Source organism: Candidatus Amarolinea aalborgensis (assembly GCF_900491745.1).
GTDB classification, from domain to species: Bacteria; Chloroflexota; Anaerolineae; order SSC4; family Amarolineaceae; genus Amarolinea; species Amarolinea aalborgensis.
The window spans coordinates 297,903-316,815 of sequence record NZ_UETR01000002.1 but is presented as its reverse complement, the minus strand read 5'-3'; the positions used below and the strand labels follow the sequence as shown (position 1 = coordinate 316,815).

The 18,913-nt window shown below is 62.8% G+C and carries 21 protein-coding genes; 8 read left to right on the top strand and 13 right to left on the bottom strand.

Annotated features, from left to right (window positions below; translation table 11 throughout):
- Positions 1-51 precede the first annotated feature (51 nt).
- Genes sucD through sucC form a run of 3 tightly spaced genes read right to left on the bottom strand, consistent with a single transcriptional unit; the run spans position 52 to position 2,540 of the window.
- On the bottom strand, positions 52-924 hold the full coding sequence (gene sucD / locus ACPQ6D_RS04195) for a succinate--CoA ligase subunit alpha (protein ID WP_423223042.1): 873 nt from the start codon (positions 922-924) through the stop codon (positions 52-54).
- A gap of 38 nt (positions 925-962) precedes the next feature.
- A complete protein-coding gene (locus ACPQ6D_RS04190; protein WP_423223041.1) occupies positions 963-1,379 on the bottom strand; it encodes an HIT family protein in 417 nt (138 codons plus the stop codon).
- Between the two features lie 15 nt (positions 1,380-1,394).
- Complete coding sequence (gene sucC, locus ACPQ6D_RS04185) at positions 1,395-2,540, bottom strand: ADP-forming succinate--CoA ligase subunit beta (RefSeq protein WP_423223040.1); 1,146 nt, start codon at positions 2,538-2,540, stop codon at positions 1,395-1,397.
- 332 nt (positions 2,541-2,872) lie between these two features.
- Between sucC and ACPQ6D_RS04180 the strand changes: the two genes are divergently transcribed.
- The 3 genes from ACPQ6D_RS04180 (at position 2,873) to ACPQ6D_RS04170 (ending at position 6,586) form a co-directional block, all read left to right on the top strand.
- Positions 2,873-5,098 (top strand): Tex family protein, encoded by a 2,226-nt coding sequence (locus ACPQ6D_RS04180; RefSeq protein ID WP_423223039.1) that lies wholly within the window; start codon positions 2,873-2,875, stop codon positions 5,096-5,098.
- A 110-nt stretch (positions 5,099-5,208) separates the two neighbouring features.
- Positions 5,209-5,787 carry an O-acetyl-ADP-ribose deacetylase gene (locus ACPQ6D_RS04175; protein ID WP_423223038.1) on the top strand — a complete coding sequence of 193 codons (579 nt, stop codon included), beginning with the start codon at positions 5,209-5,211 and terminating at the stop codon, positions 5,785-5,787.
- Between the two features lie 28 nt (positions 5,788-5,815).
- Positions 5,816-6,586: a class I SAM-dependent methyltransferase gene (locus ACPQ6D_RS04170; protein ID WP_423223037.1), complete on the top strand. Its 771-nt coding sequence runs from the start codon at positions 5,816-5,818 to the stop codon at positions 6,584-6,586.
- A 362-nt stretch (positions 6,587-6,948) separates the two neighbouring features.
- Here the strand turns inward: ACPQ6D_RS04170 and ACPQ6D_RS04165 are convergent, their stop codons facing one another.
- A complete protein-coding gene (locus ACPQ6D_RS04165; protein WP_423223036.1) occupies positions 6,949-7,254 on the bottom strand; it encodes an MscL family protein in 306 nt (101 codons plus the stop codon).
- A gap of 246 nt (positions 7,255-7,500) precedes the next feature.
- Between ACPQ6D_RS04165 and ACPQ6D_RS04160 the strand changes: the two genes are divergently transcribed.
- Together ACPQ6D_RS04160 and ACPQ6D_RS04155 are read left to right on the top strand one after the other, a co-directional pair.
- Complete coding sequence (locus ACPQ6D_RS04160) at positions 7,501-9,285, top strand: AAA family ATPase (RefSeq protein WP_423223035.1); 1,785 nt, start codon at positions 7,501-7,503, stop codon at positions 9,283-9,285.
- A gap of 30 nt (positions 9,286-9,315) precedes the next feature.
- The gene (locus ACPQ6D_RS04155) at positions 9,316-9,633 is read left to right on the top strand and encodes a hypothetical protein (RefSeq protein WP_423223034.1); all 318 of its coding nucleotides are present in this window, start codon (positions 9,316-9,318) and stop codon (positions 9,631-9,633) included.
- 29 nt (positions 9,634-9,662) lie between these two features.
- On the opposite strand, the gene ACPQ6D_RS04150 is transcribed toward ACPQ6D_RS04155, so the two are convergent.
- From ACPQ6D_RS04150 to ACPQ6D_RS04125, 6 genes are all read right to left on the bottom strand, one after another.
- Positions 9,663-11,561, bottom strand: a complete 1,899-nt coding sequence (locus tag ACPQ6D_RS04150) for a caspase family protein (protein ID WP_423223033.1) — start codon at positions 11,559-11,561, stop codon at positions 9,663-9,665.
- Positions 11,562-11,638: 77 nt separating this feature from the next.
- Positions 11,639-13,483 carry a ribonuclease catalytic domain-containing protein gene (locus tag ACPQ6D_RS04145; protein ID WP_423223032.1) on the bottom strand — a complete coding sequence of 615 codons (1,845 nt, stop codon included), beginning with the start codon at positions 13,481-13,483 and terminating at the stop codon, positions 11,639-11,641.
- 59 nt (positions 13,484-13,542) lie between these two features.
- Positions 13,543-14,157, bottom strand: coding sequence for a 3'-5' exonuclease (locus ACPQ6D_RS04140; protein WP_423223031.1), 615 nt, complete (start codon positions 14,155-14,157; stop codon positions 13,543-13,545).
- On the bottom strand, positions 14,154-14,621 hold the full coding sequence (locus ACPQ6D_RS04135) for an NUDIX domain-containing protein (RefSeq protein ID WP_423223030.1): 468 nt from the start codon (positions 14,619-14,621) through the stop codon (positions 14,154-14,156). Before ACPQ6D_RS04135 ends, ACPQ6D_RS04140 begins: the two co-directional genes overlap by 4 nt.
- Before the next feature lie 41 nt (positions 14,622-14,662).
- Positions 14,663-15,151: a GNAT family N-acetyltransferase gene (locus ACPQ6D_RS04130; RefSeq protein WP_423223029.1), complete on the bottom strand. Its 489-nt coding sequence runs from the start codon at positions 15,149-15,151 to the stop codon at positions 14,663-14,665.
- 87 nt (positions 15,152-15,238) lie between these two features.
- A complete protein-coding gene (locus tag ACPQ6D_RS04125) occupies positions 15,239-15,673 on the bottom strand; it encodes a hypothetical protein (protein WP_423223028.1) in 435 nt (144 codons plus the stop codon).
- A gap of 306 nt (positions 15,674-15,979) precedes the next feature.
- On the opposite strand from ACPQ6D_RS04125, the gene ACPQ6D_RS04120 reads away from it, so the two are divergent.
- The 3 genes from ACPQ6D_RS04120 to ACPQ6D_RS04110 all read left to right on the top strand — a co-directional run bounded on the left by ACPQ6D_RS04120 (position 15,980) and on the right by ACPQ6D_RS04110 (position 17,150).
- Positions 15,980-16,162 (top strand): hypothetical protein, encoded by a 183-nt coding sequence (locus ACPQ6D_RS04120; RefSeq protein ID WP_423223027.1) that lies wholly within the window; start codon positions 15,980-15,982, stop codon positions 16,160-16,162.
- A 182-nt stretch (positions 16,163-16,344) separates the two neighbouring features.
- Positions 16,345-16,950, top strand: coding sequence for a hypothetical protein (locus ACPQ6D_RS04115; RefSeq protein ID WP_423223026.1), 606 nt, complete (start codon positions 16,345-16,347; stop codon positions 16,948-16,950).
- Positions 16,914-17,150 carry a hypothetical protein gene (locus tag ACPQ6D_RS04110; RefSeq protein WP_423223025.1) on the top strand — a complete coding sequence of 79 codons (237 nt, stop codon included), beginning with the start codon at positions 16,914-16,916 and terminating at the stop codon, positions 17,148-17,150. Before ACPQ6D_RS04115 ends, ACPQ6D_RS04110 begins: the two co-directional genes overlap by 37 nt.
- Before the next feature lie 18 nt (positions 17,151-17,168).
- On the opposite strand, the gene ACPQ6D_RS04105 is transcribed toward ACPQ6D_RS04110, so the two are convergent.
- The 3 genes from ACPQ6D_RS04105 to ACPQ6D_RS04095 all read right to left on the bottom strand — a co-directional run bounded on the left by ACPQ6D_RS04105 (position 17,169) and on the right by ACPQ6D_RS04095 (position 18,325).
- Positions 17,169-17,627, bottom strand: a complete 459-nt coding sequence (locus ACPQ6D_RS04105; RefSeq protein WP_423223024.1) for an MFS transporter — start codon at positions 17,625-17,627, stop codon at positions 17,169-17,171.
- Between the two features lie 148 nt (positions 17,628-17,775).
- Positions 17,776-18,024: a hypothetical protein gene (locus ACPQ6D_RS04100; RefSeq protein ID WP_423223023.1), complete on the bottom strand. Its 249-nt coding sequence runs from the start codon at positions 18,022-18,024 to the stop codon at positions 17,776-17,778.
- A 7-nt stretch (positions 18,025-18,031) separates the two neighbouring features.
- On the bottom strand, positions 18,032-18,325 hold the full coding sequence (locus ACPQ6D_RS04095; protein WP_423223022.1) for a YgiT-type zinc finger protein: 294 nt from the start codon (positions 18,323-18,325) through the stop codon (positions 18,032-18,034).
- Positions 18,326-18,913: the final 588 nt, after the last annotated feature.

Below are 18,913 nucleotides of genomic sequence, written 5' to 3'. Positions count from 1 at the left end.
CGCTGTGAGAAACCCGGTTTTTGGGAGAAACCGGGTTTCTGAAGATTTGTTTTAGTGGCTGAGTTGGCTCGCCACCAGCTCTGCGATCTTGACCGGGGTGGGCGCCACTTGCACACCCGCGTTGCGCAGCGCGGCCATTTTTTCCTGGGCGGTGCCGGTGCCGCCAGAAATGATCGCGCCCGCATGACCCATGCGTTTGCCAGGGGGCGCGGTTTGCCCGGCGATGAAGCCCACCACCGGCTTGCTCATACGCTGCGCGATGAACTCGGCCGCACGCTCCTCGTCCGTGCCGCCAATTTCGCCGATCATGACGACCATTTCCGTTTGGTCGTCCTCTTCGAACATTTGCAGCACATCAATGAACGTGGTGCCAATGATCGGATCGCCGCCGATGCCCACAGCCGTGGACTGCCCAATGCCTCGCTCGGTCAGCGCATAGACCACTTCATAGGTCAGCGTGCCGCTGCGCGAAACCAGGCCGACCGGGCCAGGCGTGTGGATATGACCGGGCATGATGCCTACCTTGGCTTCGCCCGGCGTAATGACGCCAGGGCAATTGGGACCGATCAAACGCACATTGGTCTGATCCAGGAAGGCCCGCACCCGGACCATATCCAGCGTAGCCAGGCCTTCGGTGATGCAGACAATGAGACTGATGTCGCTGTCGGCTGCTTCCAGGATGGCGTCGGGTGCGAAGCGAGCCGGCACGTAGATGATGGAGGCATTGGCGCCGGTGGCATTGACGGCGTCACGCACTGTATCGAACACCGGCACCCCCAACACCCATTCGCCGCCCTTGCCCGGCGTGATGCCGCCCACCAATTTGGTGCCATATTCCAGCATCTGCTTGGTGTGAAACATGCCTTCACGACCCGTAATGCCCTGAACGATCAGGCGTGTATCTTTATTGACCAAAATACTCATCGAACAGAGTCCTCCCTGACTCAACAATCAAGGCCAGATCAAGCCATCAAACGCTGGCGCACGTCGGTCGCCAGTCCATTCAACTCCGCAGGGGCGGCCCGACGGCGATTGCCGGGAACGTGCAGGCCGTCGCCGGCGTAACGCGGCAGTAGGTGCATGTGAAAATGGAAAACGACTTGACCGGCCGCGCTCTCACTCGATTGCCAGAGGTTCATACCATCCGCGCGGGTGACATCGCGCAGGGCCGGCGCCAGGCGCACGGCTACGGCCATCACCGCGGCGGCCACGTCGGGTGCCACATCGTACAGGTTGCGCACATGCTGTCGTGGCACAATCAGGCAGTGCCCACGGGTGGCCGGGTAAATGTCCATGAACGCAACGACATGGTCGTCCTCGTACACGAACTCCGCCGGCGCCTTGTGCGCAATGATCTGACAGAAGATGCAGTCGTCCATTTTTTAGGTATCCGTTCAGAACGCGAGTTCGCCCCTGGACGCCCGCACGGCTTTGTCCGCGGCCTCATCCAAGGTGGAAGCAGTGCCCATGTGCGCATCCGCGAGAATGGCGCGTCCCTCCGCCTCGTTGGTGCCGACCAGGCGCGCCACCATCGGCACCGTGGTTGGCACTTCCTTGAGCGCCGTCAAAATGCCGCGCGCCACCTCATCGCAGCGCGTGATGCCGCCAAAGATGTTGAACAGGACGGCCTTGACATTCTTGTCCGATAGGATGATGCGCAGCGCGGCTGCGACTTTGTCGGCCTGTGCGCCGCCGCCTACGTCGAGGAAATTGGCCGGCGAGCCGCCGTAGAACTTGATGATGTCCATCGTCGCCATGGCCAGGCCCGCGCCATTGACCATGCAGCCGATCTCGCCGTCGAGCTTAACGTAGCTCAGCCCAAAACGACGCGCTTCGGCTTCGTACGGGTCTTCCTCATCCACATCGCGCATCTCGTCCAGGTCAGGATGGCGGAAGAGGGCATTATCGTCCACCGACATCTTGCCATCCAGGCCCACCAGCTTGCCCTCGCCCACGATCGCCAAGGGATTGATCTCAGCCAGGGAGGCATCGCTCTGCATGAACGCGGTGTAAAGCGCCTGGGCAATGCGGATGAAATCGCCGACCAGTTCGCGATTGACGCCCATCGTCATCGCCATCTCGCGCGCCTGGTAGTCTTTGAGGCCGAGGAAGGGATCAATGGCAATCTTGGTGATCTTCTCCGGGGTTTGAGCCGCCACCTCTTCGATGTCTACGCCGCCCTCACTGGAACCCATCATCACCACGCGGCGCTGCGCGCGATCAATGACCAGGCCTAAGTAGAGCTCTTTCTTGATATCGGCCGCTTCATCCACCAGGACTTTGCGCACCTTGAGGCCCTTGATGTCCATGCCCAGGATGCGTTCGGCGACCATTTCGGCTTCATCCGGCGTACTGGCGAGCTTGATGCCGCCGGCCTTGCCGCGGCCGCCAACCAACACTTGCGACTTGATGACCACACGCGTGCCCAGGCGGCGGGCAATGTCACGCGCGGCCGTGGCTGTCGTGGCAACCTCACCCCGCGGGATGGGGACGCCAAACTTGGCAAAAATCCGTTTCGATTGATACTCTTGCAGGTTCAATGTTTTCTCCTTCTGTCAACTAGGCTCGGCTGCCAATGGCAACCGGTCTGCTGTCGTCTTTGACCGACGAAGGACGCCTGGCCGCGACAACCGCGCGGCGCGGTTGTCGCGGCCAGGCGGCGTCAAACTCGTGGCTTACTTGCGCAATCTTGAACAACCCATAGTCATTTTACCATGCCTGCCAGGAAAGGGCAAAGCCTTCAGCAAGCAAGACAGCCGTCTCGGCTTCGGGTTGACCCTGCAATCCCGGTGTTGCCAGAGTCGAAAAAATGTGCTATGATTTTGCCCGCGCCGGTCAACCCGGCGCAGATTTTGAACCATAGCCGAGACCGATGACCACGTCGAAACCGATCACTGCAGGCCCAGGGCCTGTCGCCGCCTCCATTCCCACCCTCATCGCCCACGAGTTGGGCGTCAGCCCAATGCAGGTCAGCGCCACCGTCGCCTTGCTCGACGACGGCAATACCATCCCCTTCATTGCTCGCTATCGCAAAGAAGCGACCGGCGGCCTGGACGAAGTGCAGCTGCGCCAGATCGAAAGCCGTCTGGAGTATTTGCGCAACCTGCACGCGCGCCAGGAGGCGGTTCTCAAGAGCATCGCTGAGCAAGGCAAGCTGACGCCAGCGTTGGAACAAGAGATCCGGGCCGCCGTCACCTTGCAGCGCGTCGAAGACCTTTACCTGCCTTACCGCCCCAAGCGCCGTACGCGCGCCATGCAGGCGCGTGAGCGCGGGTTGGAGCCGTTGGCCGAAGCGCTGCTTCATCCCGAAAAGCTCAGCGGCTCACTGACGGCCCTGGCGGCCGCCTTCATCGGCCAGGACGTGCCCGATGCAGAGGCGGCGCTAGCCGGCGCGCGTGACATTGTGGCCGAGGTCGTCAGCGAAGATGCCCAGGTGCGAGCCTTTGCCCGCAGCAAGACGCTGGGCCAGGGAATCCTGGTGGTCAAGCTGGCGACGCCCACAGCCGACCCTGGCAAAAAGTACGAAATGTACCATGATTTCGCCATGCCGCTCAAGGATGTGCCGGCTCATCAACTCCTGGCCATCAACCGGGGCGAAAAAGAGGGCGCGCTCAAAGCCGCGCTGCACGGCCCAGACGCGGAGATCCTCAGCGACATCGGCCGCCAGTTCATCAAGGACCGCCGCTCGGCCGCGGCGTCGCAGGTGCAGGCGGCGATCGCCGATGGCTACGAACGCCTGATCCAGCCGGCCGTCGAACGTGACGTACGCGGCAGCCTGACCGAAAAATCAGACGATCAGGCGATCCTCACCTTTGCCACCAATGTCAAGAGCCTGCTCCTGCAAGCGCCGCTCAAACGCAAACGGGTGTTGGGCATTGACCCCGGCTTTCGCACCGGCTGCAAGGTGGCGCTGGTTGACGAAACCGGCAAATACCTCGGCTCGTTTGCCATCTTCCCCCATGAGCCACAAAAACAGTGGAGCGAAGCCAAGCGCCAGCTGCGCCCCGTCATCGAGAATGGCCGTGTGGACGTGATCGCGATTGGCAATGGCACCGCCAGCCGCGAAACCGAGCAGTTGGTCGCCGAGGTGATTGGCGAGCTGCGCGACAGCGGCGGCAAGTCCGGGCGCGACGTGGCCTACACCCTGGTCAGCGAAGCCGGCGCCTCGGTCTACTCCGCCTCGCCGCTCGCGCGTGAGGAATTCCCCGATCTGGATGTCACCGTGCGCGGCGCGATCAGCATTGCCCGGCGTCTGCAAGACCCGCTGGCCGAGTTAGTCAAAATTGACGCCAAGAGCATCGGCGTCGGCCTTTATCAGCACGACGTGGATCAGAAAAAACTGCAGCAGGCGCTCGATGGCGTGGTGGAGGATGCCGTCAACCTGGTGGGCGTGGACGTGAATACTGCGTCTGCGGCGCTGCTGCAATATGTGGCCGGCATCGGCAAGAAGGTCGCGCAGGCCATCGTCGAGCACCGCAACGAACAGGGGCCGTTTCGCAGTCGCCAGGAGATCAGGAAGGTGAAAGGGCTGGGGCCAAAAGCCTTCGAACAGGCGGCCGGCTTCCTGCGCGTGGCCGACGGCAGCAACCCGCTGGACAACACCGCCATCCATCCCGAATCGTACGCGGTGGTCAAGCGCCTGCTCGATCTGTTGGGCATCGGCCTCAAGGCCAAAGACCTGTCTGGCCTGGTGACCCGCTACATGCAGCAGCATCGCATCGAGGAGGTGGCCGAGCTGCTGGAGGTGGGCGCGCCCACGCTGGCCGACATCCTGGAGGCGCTGACGCGGCCGGGACGCGATCCGCGTGAGGAATTAGCCGCGGCGCCGATCCTGCGCAAGGACGTGCTCAGCCTGGAGAATCTGCACGAGGGCATGGCGTTGCAGGGCACGGTGCGCAATGTGGTGGATTTCGGCGCGTTCGTGGACATTGGCGTCAAGCACGATGGTCTGGTGCACGTCAGCGAAATGGGGCCGCGGTACGTACGCAACCCGCATGAGGTGGTCAAGGTGGGGGATGTGGTGGACGTGCGTGTGCTCAAGATTGACAGCGAGCGCGGGCGCGTCAGCCTGACGATGAAAAAAGAGAGCGGAGGTTAGAAATCGGAGATTGGAGATCGGAGACCGGAAGTGAGTGGGCGACGTGAAAGGTTGTTTTTGAGTGGAGTGCGTGGCGCATATGCTTGCGTGGTGGAGAGTGCAGGAGGGGAATGGTGGGGAGCGCGGGAAAAATCGAGGTCGTCGAAGGCGACATTACGCAGATGGAGGTGGATGCCATCGTCAACGCGGCCAATGAATCGTTGTTGGGCGGCGGCGGTGTGGACGGCGCAATTCACCGCGCGGCCGGGCCGGGTTTGCTGGCGGAATGTCGCACGCTGGGCGGCTGCGCCACCGGCGACGCCAAGATCACCGCGGGCTACCGCTTGCCGGCGCGTTATGTCATCCACACGGTCGGGCCAATCTGGCAGGGAGGCGCGGCGGCTCGACTGAGCTCGCCGAAGTCGCAGGAGGATGCGCTGCTGGCAAGCTGCTATCGGCGCAGCCTGGAGCTGGCGGCTGCGCACGGCGTCAAATCCATCGCCTTCCCTGCCATCAGCACCGGCGCCTATGGTTTTCCACGCGAACGCGCCGCGCGCATCGCGCTGACCGAAATCCGCCGCGGCCTGGCGCGCCACAGCGAGATCACGCGTGTCCTCCTGGTCTGTTTCGATGCCGCCACGCATCAAACCTACGTGGACCTGCTGGCGTCGGCTGAATTCACACCGATTATGGAGGCAAGCGGCCGATGACGCCCGTCGCGGCCCTTGAGAGGAAGCTATGAGTGAAGAAACCAAGAATCTGGTGCGCCAGCAGTTTGGCGCGTCAGCCGCGGCCTATGCCACCAGCGCCGTTCATGCCCAGGGCGCCAGTCTTGGCCGGCTGATCGAACTCGTGCAGCCGCAGCCGACCTGGGAAGTACTGGACGTGGCAACCGGCGCGGGTCATACCGCGTTGGCGCTGGCGCCGCACGTACAGCGCGTGGTGGGCAGCGACCTGACGCCGCAGATGGTCAGCCAGGCGCGCGCGCTGGCGGCCGAACGAGGCATCAGCAACGTAACGTTCGAGATGGGCGATGTGGAGAAGCTGCCCTTCCGCCCCGGCAGTTTTGATCTGGTCACCTGCCGGGTCGCGCTGCACCATTTCCCGCAGCCGGAACGCGCCCTGGCCGAGATGGTGCGCGTCTGTCGTCGCGACGGCCTCGTGGCTGTCATTGACAATATCGTGCCGGCCGATCCGCCCATCGCCAAGGCCGTCAACAGCTTCGAGAAGATGCGCGACCCCAGTCATGTGCGCGCGCTGACCTTACAGGAACTGTCCGATCTGTTCCAGGCCGTTGGGTTGATCGTCACCCACACCGAAACGATGCGCAAGCCGATGGACTTCTATGACTGGCTGCGCCGCATGGCGGTCTCCGCGCCGATGAGCGCCTACCTCGAAGCCTGGCTGCTGGACCCCGAACGCAGCGTGCACGCATTTTTCCAGCCTGTGCGCGGCGACGAGACGATCTCCATGATGCTGACCGAGGGAATCATCGTCGGTCGCCGGTGAGCAGCCGGCGCCTACGCGGCGTCAGCACAGGGAGACGTGAAGAGATTCCAAGATCTTGCCAGTGAAATTCTGGTAGAGCGACCAGGCAATCCTCACACAGAGCCACAAAGACACGAAGGAATCGGTTGACGTCTCAGTGCCTTTGTGCCTTCGTGTGAGCCATTTGGCTCCGGCTCGTCCAGGGTGCGGAGACGCAAAAAGAGGATGCTCTTGTGAAGCATCCTCTTTTTGACGGACGATCATGCGGGGATGTCATGGTTCATCGGGGTCACCGTCATGCGTGTGAGCAGCGGAAGACAGCGATCTGCATGGCGAACATGGCTCGATTCCACGCCGAACACGGCATTGCGGAACAGAGCGGATTACTTCTTGGCTTGACCGGCCACGGCTGAGTCCTTGAGCACCCGGGTGAAGAACCAATAGATGAGGAGAGCGATCAAGATGAAATCAATGGTAGCGCCGATGAAGTGCCCCATCTTGAGAGCCACAGGCCCAATGTTCCACACCGCATCACGCCAGGCGCCGCCGGGAATGAAGAAGGTGAGAATTGGCATGATGATGTCGTCTACCAGAGCCGTCACCCAACCATTGAGCTTGCCGCCGATGATCACGGCAATCGCCAGACCAATCACGCCCCATTTGTTCATGAAATCAATGAAACCCTTCACGTGCATCCTCCTCGTACAAAACGAAACGACCTGAATTTGCCTCCATAAGGAAAGCAACGTAAGAATAACCCATATTCATTACAGGGAGTATGACGAAAGTCAGGCGCGCGCAAGAAAAGGGCGTTCAGCAGCCAGAAACCCAACGGCCGACCACATGGGGCTGCCCGACCATGATGAGTTGTTTGACGACAGGCCCAGGCGGGGATACAATTTGGTCAGTAAACAGGCAACGGAAAGGAGGGCGCGATGAAATTTCCCTACGGCGTCAGTGATTTTTATCAGATGATCACCGAGGGCTACTTCTATTTGGATCGCACCGATCGTATCGCCCGGCTCGAGGACCTGGGCAAGCAACTGCTCTTCCTGCGTCCGCGACGCTTCGGCAAGTCTCTGCTGCTGTCCATGCTGGAGAACTATTACGATGTGGCCAAGGCCGATCAGTTCGAGTCGTTGTTCGGCCGCCTGGCGATCGGTCATGCACCCACCCCGCTGCACAATCAGTATTTCGTCATGCGCTGGGACTTTTCGCTGGTAGCCGCCCAGGGCGCTGCCGAAGACATCACCCAGGCGCTCTATCGGCACGTCAATGCCCGCATTCACGATTTCGCAGTTCGCTATCAGGATCGCTTGTCGTCTCCCGTCCAGATCTTCCCGACTGACGCCGTGGCGTCTTTCGAGTCTGCCCTGACGGCCATGCGCCAGACCCCTTACAAGCTCTACCTGCTGATTGACGAGTATGACAACTTTGCGAACGAGTTGGCGATGGGCGGGCAGCCGACCGGCAAGCAGCGTTACGATGCCCTACTGCGCGGCGAAGGCGCGCTGAAAACACTGTTCAAGGCGATCAAGGGCGCGGCCAGCGGTTTTGGATTGGATCGCGTCTTCATTACAGGCGTCTCACCCGTCGTGCTGAGCGACCTGACGAGCGGCTACAACATCTCGGAGATGATCACCCTGCAGCCTGAGTTCAACGACCTGTGCGGCTTCCACGAAGCCGAGATCGCCGTCACCTTACGCCAGATCGCGGCCGCGTGCGGGTGGGCCGAGGCGCAGGCGGCCGAGGCGATGGAGATAGTGCGCACCTTCTACAACGGCTATTGCTTCACCACGGCCACAACCGCCGAGCGCGTCTACAACCCAACCCTGGCGCTCTACTTCTTCAAGCATTTCCAGCGCACCTGCAGCTACCCTGAAAATATGCTGGACAGCAACCTGGCCATGGATCGCGGCAAGATCGCCTACATTGCCAGCCTGCCCGGCGGCGGGCAGGTCATCCTCGATGCCGTCAACGGTGCGCCGGCGCTGGCCGTCTCCGCACTGGCTGACCGCTTCGGGGTGGAGGACATGCTGACCGCAGTCAAAGACGCACCGTTCATGGCCTCCTTCCTCTACTACTTCGGCGTACTCACCTTCGGTGGGCGCACGCCAACGGGCGAGTTGATCCTAAGCATTCCGAACCTGGTGGCGCGCAAGCTGTACATCGAGCGCGTCCAGGACTTGCTGTTGCCCGATCGCCAGGTCTTGGACGAAGGCCGACAGGCGGCGCGCGTTCTGTGGCAGACCGGCGACCTGCAACCACTGTGCGACTTTATCGAGCAGCGTTACTACCCCGTGTTCGACAACCGCGACTATCGCTGGGTCAACGAATTGACCGTCAAGACCACTTTTCTGACGCTCCTTTTCAATGACATTGCGTACATCATGGACTCGGAGGCGGTGTTAGGGCGCACGTATGCCGATCTGACCATGATCGTACGGCCGGAAATGCGCCAGTATCAACTACTGGATATTCTGTTGGAGTTCAAGTACGTGTCTCTGCAGGAGGCTAATTTGACTGGAGCGGCGGCGCGCCAGCTCAGCGCGGCCGCCGTGGCGGAGCTGCCGCAGATCAAGGCCAAATTGGCGGAAGCGCAGGAGACGCTGCCGGGGTATCGCGCCAAGCTATTGGCGCACTACGGCGCGCGGCTGCGTTTGCGAACGTATGCGGTCGTGTCGCTGGGGTTCGACCGGCTCGTGTGGGCAGAACTGTAAACCCCTTCAATCGCAAACATGGAGGACGAGGTGGATGCAAAACAAGAGGTGCTGCAGGCATGGAAGAAGCGCGCCCTTGCCGCGCAGACCAAGATACGGGAGACGATCGAACCTGAACGGGCGCGCACAGAGTACGAGATGATGATCGCCCAGCGCCTGTTGCGCAAAGCGCGGGACCAGGCCAGCCGTGAGACCTGGCAAACCCAGGTGGATGTCCTGCAGATGTTGGTCATCGAGGCCGAGAACGATTTGGAAACGGAGCAGGAAGACTTGGCGCTCTGCGCAGCGATGATCGCAGAGATCGAGGCAGATCTGGCCGCACCGGCGCCTTCAACCTCCGGTCTCTAATCTCCGGTCTCCAATCAACTTCCGACGTTTTACGTTCGACGCGTTACCAGCGCCTGGACAGTGATCCAGTCGTCGTCGTCACGGCTGCTGCGCGGTTGGGTGACGGTGCGGGTCGGGTTGACCTGGGCAGGCGCGGCGATGGCCGGCGATGGCGGCGCTGGTTCGCCCTGCGCCTGCAGTAACATCTGGCTGAGCGCGGAGGTAATGTCGCTTGATGCGCGGCGCGTGCGGCCGCGCGTCAGCAGTTCGAACGGAATCTGGCGCGTGGCCGCGAAGACCTTGACGACCAGGGGCGCAACGATTGCTGGCAGATCCACCGTGACCGCACGACCTGGCGCCACCGGCAGCGACGCTCCGGAGCCGGGCGGCCAGACCTGAACCGGTTCTGCGCCTTCCCGAACCGTGACCACAGCCAGGTACAGTTCGCGCGACCAGCCGTTGGTGACAGAAAACCGCACCTGGGCGCCGCTGTCCACTTCCCACTGCTGCGGACTGCTGGGCGTCAGCGCGCTCGCGTCGGGGCCCAACACCTCCACGCGCAGCGCGCCGGTCAGGCGGCTGTCCGGGTTCGACAGGCGCAGGAAGTTTCGCCTCCAGGCCAGCCCGGCCAGTCCATCCACCACCTCGGCTTGCCAAACGAAGCCGCTCGGCTTCAAGGGGCGCAAGAGAGCCTGGCCGTTGTCATCCAGGAAACGCGCTTCGTTCGCGCTGATCTCCACCGTCACCGCGGCGCCAGCGTCCACGACGCGCAGCAAAGGCTGCCGCTGCAGCTTGGCAATCAACCCAGCATAGGCTGCGGCCGGGGTGACGGCCACGGGCAGCTGATTGTCGGCGCGCGTGGCTTCAAGCAGCGCCCATTGGCCGGCCTGCGCGCCGCCCCCGCTGATGACCGTCGCCAGGCACTCGTGCAGCGCCAGGCCCAACGGCGCGATTTCGATCAGCGCGCCAACGCCGACCTGGCTTAGGCGCCGCGTCCCCGGCGGCGCCACGCGCAGACGGTCGCCCACATCCAGCCCGAGCGCGCGCCCGCCGCCCAGGCGCACCAACCCTTGGCTGGTCATGCCCAGCACCGGCACGTAGAACATCTGCTGCACCGATTCCCGGCCGAAGATACCGCGATCAAGCTGACCTTCCACCTGGGGATGCTGCTGGGGAGAGGTTTGTGCCATGCGCAAGACCACGCTCTCCCACAGGTCGCGATAGCTTTTGACCTCGCCGGCGGCCAGCGCGCGCAGCAGGGCGTCGGTCAAGGCGCCGTGCACGGTATTCGCATCGAACGTCAATTCGAACGCGGTCTCCGCGCTTTGGCAGGCGTAGAATGCGATGAAATGGTCGCCCCCTGGCTGCCAAACTGGCGGCGGCGGGGCGCTGGCCGGATCAGCCTCCAGCAAACGGGGCGCGGCGGCCGGCGGTTCCAGGCTGCGCGGCTTCGGATCAAAAGGCGCTTCATCAGCCCGCGTCATGCCAGTGGAATGGCAGCTGTCGAAAACCAGAATCAAATCGCCGACCCGCCGTTCGTTGACCAGGCGTCCAAAAAATGGATTCAGCTCGTCATCGAGGATGTCCGGGACGAGGCCGTTCTGATCACGGCCGTCGTGCGGCACCAGGGATGAATCCCAGCCGTCTGGCTCGTCGCCGTGAACATCGGGCACGCGGGAGCCGTGCCCGCTATAATGAATGAGGACCAGATCGCCAGGCTGCGCGGCGCTGACGAGCGCCGCCAGCGCATCGAGGATTCCCTGGCGGGTCGCGTGCTCGTCCGTCAGCAACGTGACGGCATCGAAGGCGTACGCGGCGCGCAACAGCTCGGCCAGCGCTTGCACATCGGGCACGGGGCCGCGCAATTGGCGCGCCGTCGGCAGATGCGCGTAGCGGCCAATGCCGATCAGTAAGGCGCGCCTGGCCGGCAATAGAGTCGTGGTGGTCATACGCCCTCCTGCAGCGCCAATTCTTCATAAGGGACTGCTCATTGTCCAAGCCGATTTCCACAGGACGGATGGGATAGCTAAGTGACTATACGAAAACGAGCGTCGAGCTTCGGCAGATCCACGCCCCGCGCCTGGATGACCAACTTCGTATCGAGCGGCAGATCGCCCGGCAGGTGGATAGTTGGCTCCAGGCCCAGGTCAGGCAAAATCACTGTGCCTTGCAGGCCGCGCTTGTCCACCAGGATGCCCTCGCCTTGCCACTCGGGGTGCTGAAGCAGATAAATCAGCGTCCAATGCGTGTTCGACTTGTTCTCAGCCTCGCGCAGGCTGCCGTTGACAGCCTCGGTCGCGCCAATGCGCGCCAGGATGTCAGCCTGGCTGAGGAGCGGGCCGCCGCGCAGGTAGGCCCGCAGCTGCTGATGCACCACCAGGTCGAGGTAGCGGCGCAGGGGAGAGGTGGTCTGCACGTAGGCCGCGAGTCCCAGACCGCCGTGCGGATCGGCCACGGTCCGATACTGGCTGCGGCGCATGGTCTTGCGCAGGGCCAGCATCTGCGACAAAGTCTGCGCGTGGCGTAAAGCCGGCGTAGCTTCGTCGCCGATTTCCTGCGCCGCGAACGCCAGTGGGATGCTATGCTGCAACGCGAAGCGCGCAACCATGTCGCCGGTCAAGATCATCGCGTTTTCAACCAGGCTGCGGCTGCGCAAGGGCAACGCCGGCTTGATCGTAACGATCCCATCGTGCGCAAAGACATCTACTTCGGGCATAGCCATCTGCACCGCGCCGTTGGCGATGCGCTGCGCATGGTAAGCTTGCAGCACGCGATCGAGCGTCGCAAACGGTTCATCGGCCATGCGCGCATCCGCGGCCTCGTAGGTCAGTCGGGTGACGCGCACCCAACTCGGCGTCATTTCCAGGCTGGCGGCCTGCCCGTTGGCGTCCAGGCCGATGCCAAACGAGAAGGCGGGTGAAATTTCCTGCAAGCCCAGGCCGAGCAGTTCGGTGGCGCGCCAGGGCAGCATGGGAATGACGGCCTCAGGCAGGTAGAGCGTCGCGCCCCGGCCGCGCGCCTCCTCATCTGCGGGATCATCCGGCCGCACCAGCGCGGCTACATCCGCCACGTGCACCCACACGCGCCCGTCCGCGTCCAGGCTGATGGCGTCATCGGGCGAGGTGGTGCTGGCATCGTCAATAGCAAAGGCGGCCAGATGAGTCAAATCACGGCGTTCCTCGTCGGGAACGGCGGGCAGGGGCAGGTCGGGCGCGGTCGTGGGCAGGGTCAAGCGCACAGGATAGGGATTGACCGTGACCGGCCAGAAGCCCGTTTCCAGCAGCAGGGCGTGGGCGCTCTCCGGCGTTTCCTCACGATCCAGGTCGCGCAACACCCGGCTGCGCGACTGGCGTCCAAACGCCACAGCCTCGACCTCTTTGAGGTAGCGCGCGTCATTGGCCGCGGCTTCATGGCGGCGCACGCGTTGGCTGAATTCGGCCCAGGCGGCCTTCTCGGCCGCGTCCGCGCGGCGGGCCTCCTGCTTATGCGCCACGTCGTCCGGCGTGCACACCGTGATCTCGCCTGGCGCGCCGCGAAAATACAGACCGTCGCTGACCAATTGCCAGGCAGCCCAGGCCGTCGCGGGCGTAAACGCGCCATAGATGAGATCGGCCAGCTCGGGCAGAGTCGTCTGGCTGCCGGCCAACAGTTCCCACGCGGATTGCACGTCGCCCTGCTGCGGCAGCAGCTCGCCCAGGCTCTGCAGCGGGCCAGGGTGCAGCAGGGTGATGTCCTTCAAGCGCACATGAGCCGTCTCGCCGCCCTGGAGGTTCAGGTCGAGCTTCTCGGCTATCTGCGCCACGCGCGCGGGCCGATTTTTGTACAGGACAAGGCTGCCGCTGCGCGCGGTGTTCTCGACTGGAGATGTCACTCTTCCCTCAACTCTCGATCAATCCGACTTGACCCGGGCTGCGCCGGCGCAGCGATCATTCAGAAAAGGTCCGGCTCGGCGCTTGGGGCATGCAGGGCAGCGCCTGCGATGGCGTGCAAAACGGCGCGCGCCAGGAGCGCATCGTCCGCGGCGCGGTGGCTGTTGGGCAGGGCAATGCCGCACTGCCGGCCGGCGTTTTCGAGGCTGTGCCAGCGGTACGAACGATAGGCCTGATTCCAGTCGCCGCGAAACTGCGCGTAGAGCTTCATGATGCACAGGCTCTGGCGTTCGAGACGCGCCCAGCGCAAGCCGTAGCGGGCATGGGACTGGCGCATCATGCGCAGATCGAAATCCGCGTTGTAGATGGCGAGGCGGCGCCCCTCGATCTGCTCAGCCAACTGCGGCCACAGCTCGGGCCACGTGGGCGCGTCGGCCACCATCGCATTGGTGATCCCATGGACGCGCACAACATCGGCCGGGATCGTATGTTGGGGCCGCACCAGCGAAGCCAGCAGGACGCTGCCATCGTCTTCCAGCAGGCAGACCTCGATAATCTCATCATGCGCGCCGAGGCCAGTCGTCTCGGTGTCCAGGTAGAGCGGCCGGCCGGTCAGCGCGGCCTGCGCCAGCGCGGCGGCCGCGGCACGCGCCGAAGGGGTCACGATGTGGGTCATACTGCACCCGCGTGAGCGCCGCCGCGCAGCAGGCGCTGGCGATAATGGGCCAGGTTGGCCTGCGTGACCAACGTCAATTGGGTGGGCACCGCATCCACGGCGAACCAGCCGATGCCCGCGCACTTCCCTGGTTCGCGGATCAGCGGCTCGCCGCGCAGCACGCGGCAGACATAGGTCGGTGAAACCCAATGCTGGCCTTCATCCGGCAGCAGATGATCCACCACATCCAGCAAGTCGCCCACCTCGATCTCCACGCCGTACTCCTCGAAAATCTCACGGCGCAAAGCCTCGGCCAGGCGCTCGCCAAACTCCACGCTGCCGCCGGGGAATTCCCACAGGCCGCGCTCGTTTTTGGCCGTCGGTCCGCGCAGCGCCAGGAACACGCGACCGTCGTCGTGCACAATCACCGCACCGACGCCCACGCCAATATAATCCACGCCGCGTCGCATCACGGTTTCGCTCATCAGTGCTGCTCCTTGCAAAGGCTGCCTGGGCGCCAGCTCGCTCAATCGGCCGGCGCGATGGGCAGCGCAAACTCAATTTCATCCTCGATCAGGGCCCCGCCGATGCCACGTTCTGGAATTTGGGGCTTGAGCTGGCGCGCAGATGCGATGGCGCCGCGGTGGACGGCGACGACGCTCAGCCCTTGATGGTGGTAAAACGCGATAGCCGGGAGGTTGTCATTCGTCGTGATGAGCCAAAGTCGCCGGCAGCCTGCGGCGCGCGCGGTTTCCTGCGCGGCGCGGAGCAGGGCCGCGCCGATTCCCTGCCGTTCCTCCAGGCTGTTGAGCGTCACAACCTCCAGTTGATCGCCCTCGATGTGAAACGTCAGCAACCCAAACCGCGCGCCCGCGCGCACGGCCACAAAGCCTGGCAAGCGATCGGCATGATGCAGGCGCCCACGGGAGACAACGACCGTTCCCCATTGCTGCTGCAGCAGCTGGTGAACCCACGCCCGGTCAGCTTCGTCAAGCGCGCGAATTTCAAAGCTCATCGCTTCTCAAAGTCCTTTGCGAGCGGTTCCTTGCTGTTTACAGGTTGATATCTGCGCAGCGGCAATTCGTCCGTCAGAAGCGGTTGGTCATGCGTGATCGTCGCCAATCCAGTTATCGTAACCATCTTCCAGCATATGGTAGCGCCCGTGCGCCCAGCTATAGAAACCCTGCCATGTCCGCAGACTCGGCCCACCCTCAACCTGCACGGCAACGCCAGCTTCGACGGCGCGACGTATTTCCCGCAGTTCCTCGACCAGGGTGCCCCAACCAACCGGCTGTCCGCTTGGGGAGCGTTCGTCATACAGCGCGTCAAGCTCCTGAAGCTTTTTCGTCGCAAGCGTGTACTCCTGCCGGGGAATATGAATCTCGATGCCGCTTTCGGTGACAGCGCGGGCGAAGTTCACCGAGCTTTCGAACATCTTAGCGAGAAAGGCGGCCTCGAAGTTGAACCAGGGCGTCGGCCAGCCTTGCAGCCTGGCCCAATCTCGCAGCGCTTTGTGCTCAGGCCACTGGATTTGCATGGCGCCACGGCTATGCGAATCTCGCGCCAAATCGTGATCTTGTGCGTGAGCTGTTCTTAGAGCCCACGTCGGAATCGTTCTTTTCATGGCAAGACCTCATCAGCGCGCCTGGAGGCATTGTTGGCAACCAGGATACGGCGCATCTCATGCGTCCTGTTTTGAGCCTGGTGAACGGGGCTGGCTGGGACGCACGCCGAAACCGCCGGTCGGCCAGGGGAGTGAAGTTGGAGTTGATATTATAGGCAGGCGTGGAATCTCTGTCAAGCGGTTTTTGAGCGCGCAATAAACGCCGCTCCAAAGCTGGTGGTGCGCAGGCTGTACGTTGAGCGCATCCAGGACATGCTGCTGCCCGATCGCCGCGCCCTGGACGGGGGCCGGCAGGCAGCCGAGTTGTTCTGCCAAACCGGCAATCTACAGCCGCTGTGCGACTTCATCGAAGAGCGCTATTACCCTGTGTTCGACAACCGGTATTACCGCTGGGCCAACTGACTCTCCTTGTGAGAAACCAGCCGGCGGCAAGGCTTTGTCTTGCCGCCGGCTGGTCGTTTCAGGACTGCGGTGGCAGCATTTCAGTTGCGCCGCGGACCAGCGTGTGTGTTATACTCTAAGGCAACAGTCGTTTGTGCCCTTCCGGACGCCAGGAAATCACAGCTCAGTTCACGGAGGAATGAATGTCACCGTTCAAGCAAAGTTTTCTTGGCACGCTGTTGGCAGCGCTCGTGGTGGGCGCCATCCTGATTGCCGGCGCCGTCATGGCCCAGGAGTATTATCCGGTGCGCGACGTCAACGGCGATGGGCGCATCAACACACTAGACATCCAGGGCGTCGCTTCGTCCTGGAATACAAGCGGCAGCCCGCGAGGGACGCTGGCTGTCTTCACCACGGCGCAGGCTACGACTGGCGCGGCGACCGACGCGCGTGCGGGCATGGGGGCGCTGTGCCGCGCCACCGACCCAGATGCTCATTTCTGCACGGTGCAAGAAATCGGTTCAGCGTTATGGGACGGCGGCATCACGTTCCAAACACCTTTCCCCGCGGCCTGGGTAGACAACATCCGGCGCACCTCGGCGACGGTCTCGTCGAGCGGAACCACCTACCAGACCTATGATGATATCTGGAAGGGGATTGATACCAGCGCTGGGAACTGGTTCTACGCACAAAACTGCAACGGCTGGACTACCGCGGGTGCAGGATACGGCTCCATCATCGAGGCTGGCGGGTCGAATGTCGCGCAGGCGACGTGCGGCCAGTCGTATCCGGTGGCTTGCTGCAAGTGAGGAACCTTGCTGTTTTTCTATCTGCCCGACGCCGACGTCTGGCAGCGGTTGGTGGCGCGGCTGGAGGAGCATGGGTATCGCCCGTACAACCGGCGAACCCGTATTGGGAGCGCAGCGGCAGAACCTTCGAGGATCCCGACGGGTACCGGGTGGTGTTGCAGCACGCCCGCTGGAGCAGCAACTCAAAGGCAACGAGATGAATGCTCAGACGGCGCGCTTCAGCGGGTCACAGCCTGCAGCAGCAAAGCCACGCCGCCGAGGATGAGCAGCACGGGCCAGAAGAGGCTCGCGTTCAGCCCCAGGTTGAATAGGAACGCGAGTGCGACGACGGTGAGGACAAGCCCACCGATCAAGGAGCCGGCGGCGTCCGACGTCAGGCGCGCACCCGCCGCCTGATACCTGCCCCAGGCTGTGTTGAAGGCGCCGACAGCAGGGATCAGAATGAAGATGGCCCACCAGTTCTGAAAAGTGGCGATGTGCAAGTTCTGAGCCAGGAAGATCAGGCCCAGCACGATCAGAATCGCGCCCCCCAACCAGGGCGAAACGCCGCCCGGGTCTTCATGACGTTCGGCGCGCGCATCGAGTGGGTCGGTGCCTCCTGGCCGGTCTTCGTTCTGTGCCGAGGGCAAGTTGTTGGATGGGGTGACGGGTGTGCTGTTTTGCGGTTCTGCGGACATAGAAGTTTCCCCTTTCCCGGCCTCAAACCGGCGATGCATGCAGCCGGTGGCGTAGTCAGCGGCGCGGCTGCGGATTCGTGCGGGTGATGATTCTCTCTTTCCTTTGGCAATACGCAGGCGGCGGGGAATGGTTGCGCCTTGCGGACAGTCAGGCGAAGCTAACCGCAAACTCCCCAGGTGCGTGGCCCAGGGCGGACAGCAGCTTGTGCACGACCTGCACCGCTGAGTGCGCGCTCTGGTTGGTCTCGACCCACAACTCGGTGCCTGGGATCCGTGCCGGGGAGTTCATGCCGTCAGGACTGGCCGCGACATACTGGCGCGTGCGCCCGTTCACGGTACACGCGGCGTCGGCAAAGGACGCGCCGTGGTGGGCAGCCAGCGCCGCGCAGCTATGCACCAGGAGGTCAGGTCGGCTGGAGTTCCCGTTGGCCAGTCAGGGTGACAACGTCGTTGCCCGCGAAGGACACAACGGATACTTCGCTGTTGAGTCGCTTGAGTTGCTGCAGCATCACGACAATCTGATCGGTCACCTGGCCGGTGGTGAACGGCTCATCGCACTCGAGACAGCGCTCGGCAGGCACATGTTTCACAACCACGACCAAATTGTTGGCAAGTACATATGGGATGGTCGCCAAATCATGCTGAAGGGCGCCGCCGCAGATCGGGCAGCGATTATTGTTTTCGTGTTTGCCAGTCATCTTGCCACCTCTCTCGTGAAGGCAAATAGAATGAAAGTATGGTCTACTGGGTCAAAACGATATTCTTGCGTTTACATTCTTAGGACTCTTCGCTCGCTCCATTGTATCACAAACCACTCAGTTGCGGGCAACCCGTAGACGATGTCACCGTATGAACCATGGAACAGACGGAATACACGGAAAAAACCAGGGCATCATTCTGTGTGGTCTGTGTGTTCCGTGGTGGCGCTTGAATCGTAACACCCAGGTTGGAAACGCACCCACCGACGGGTCAGGCTGAAATAACTGTACGAGTTGTACAACACCGTTGTTCGATTGAGAGAATTGACCCCTGGCGCCAGGGCATGATACAATGATTCCAGCGGCTCGCGAATCGCCTCGATTCAATGGAACACCCGACCACGTTGCCGCGACACGCCGGGTTGTTGTCGTCACTGGAGTCTTGGGTCATGACCCCGTCCCGCCCGCCTCGTTCACATGCGCCCACAGCGCCGCCCCACCCCACGCTGCTGTTTCTTGCACCCTGTTTTCAGATAGCCTTGTTTTGCTGCCGGTTCCAACCGCGTCCAGGCGCGAGCCGGGCGACTG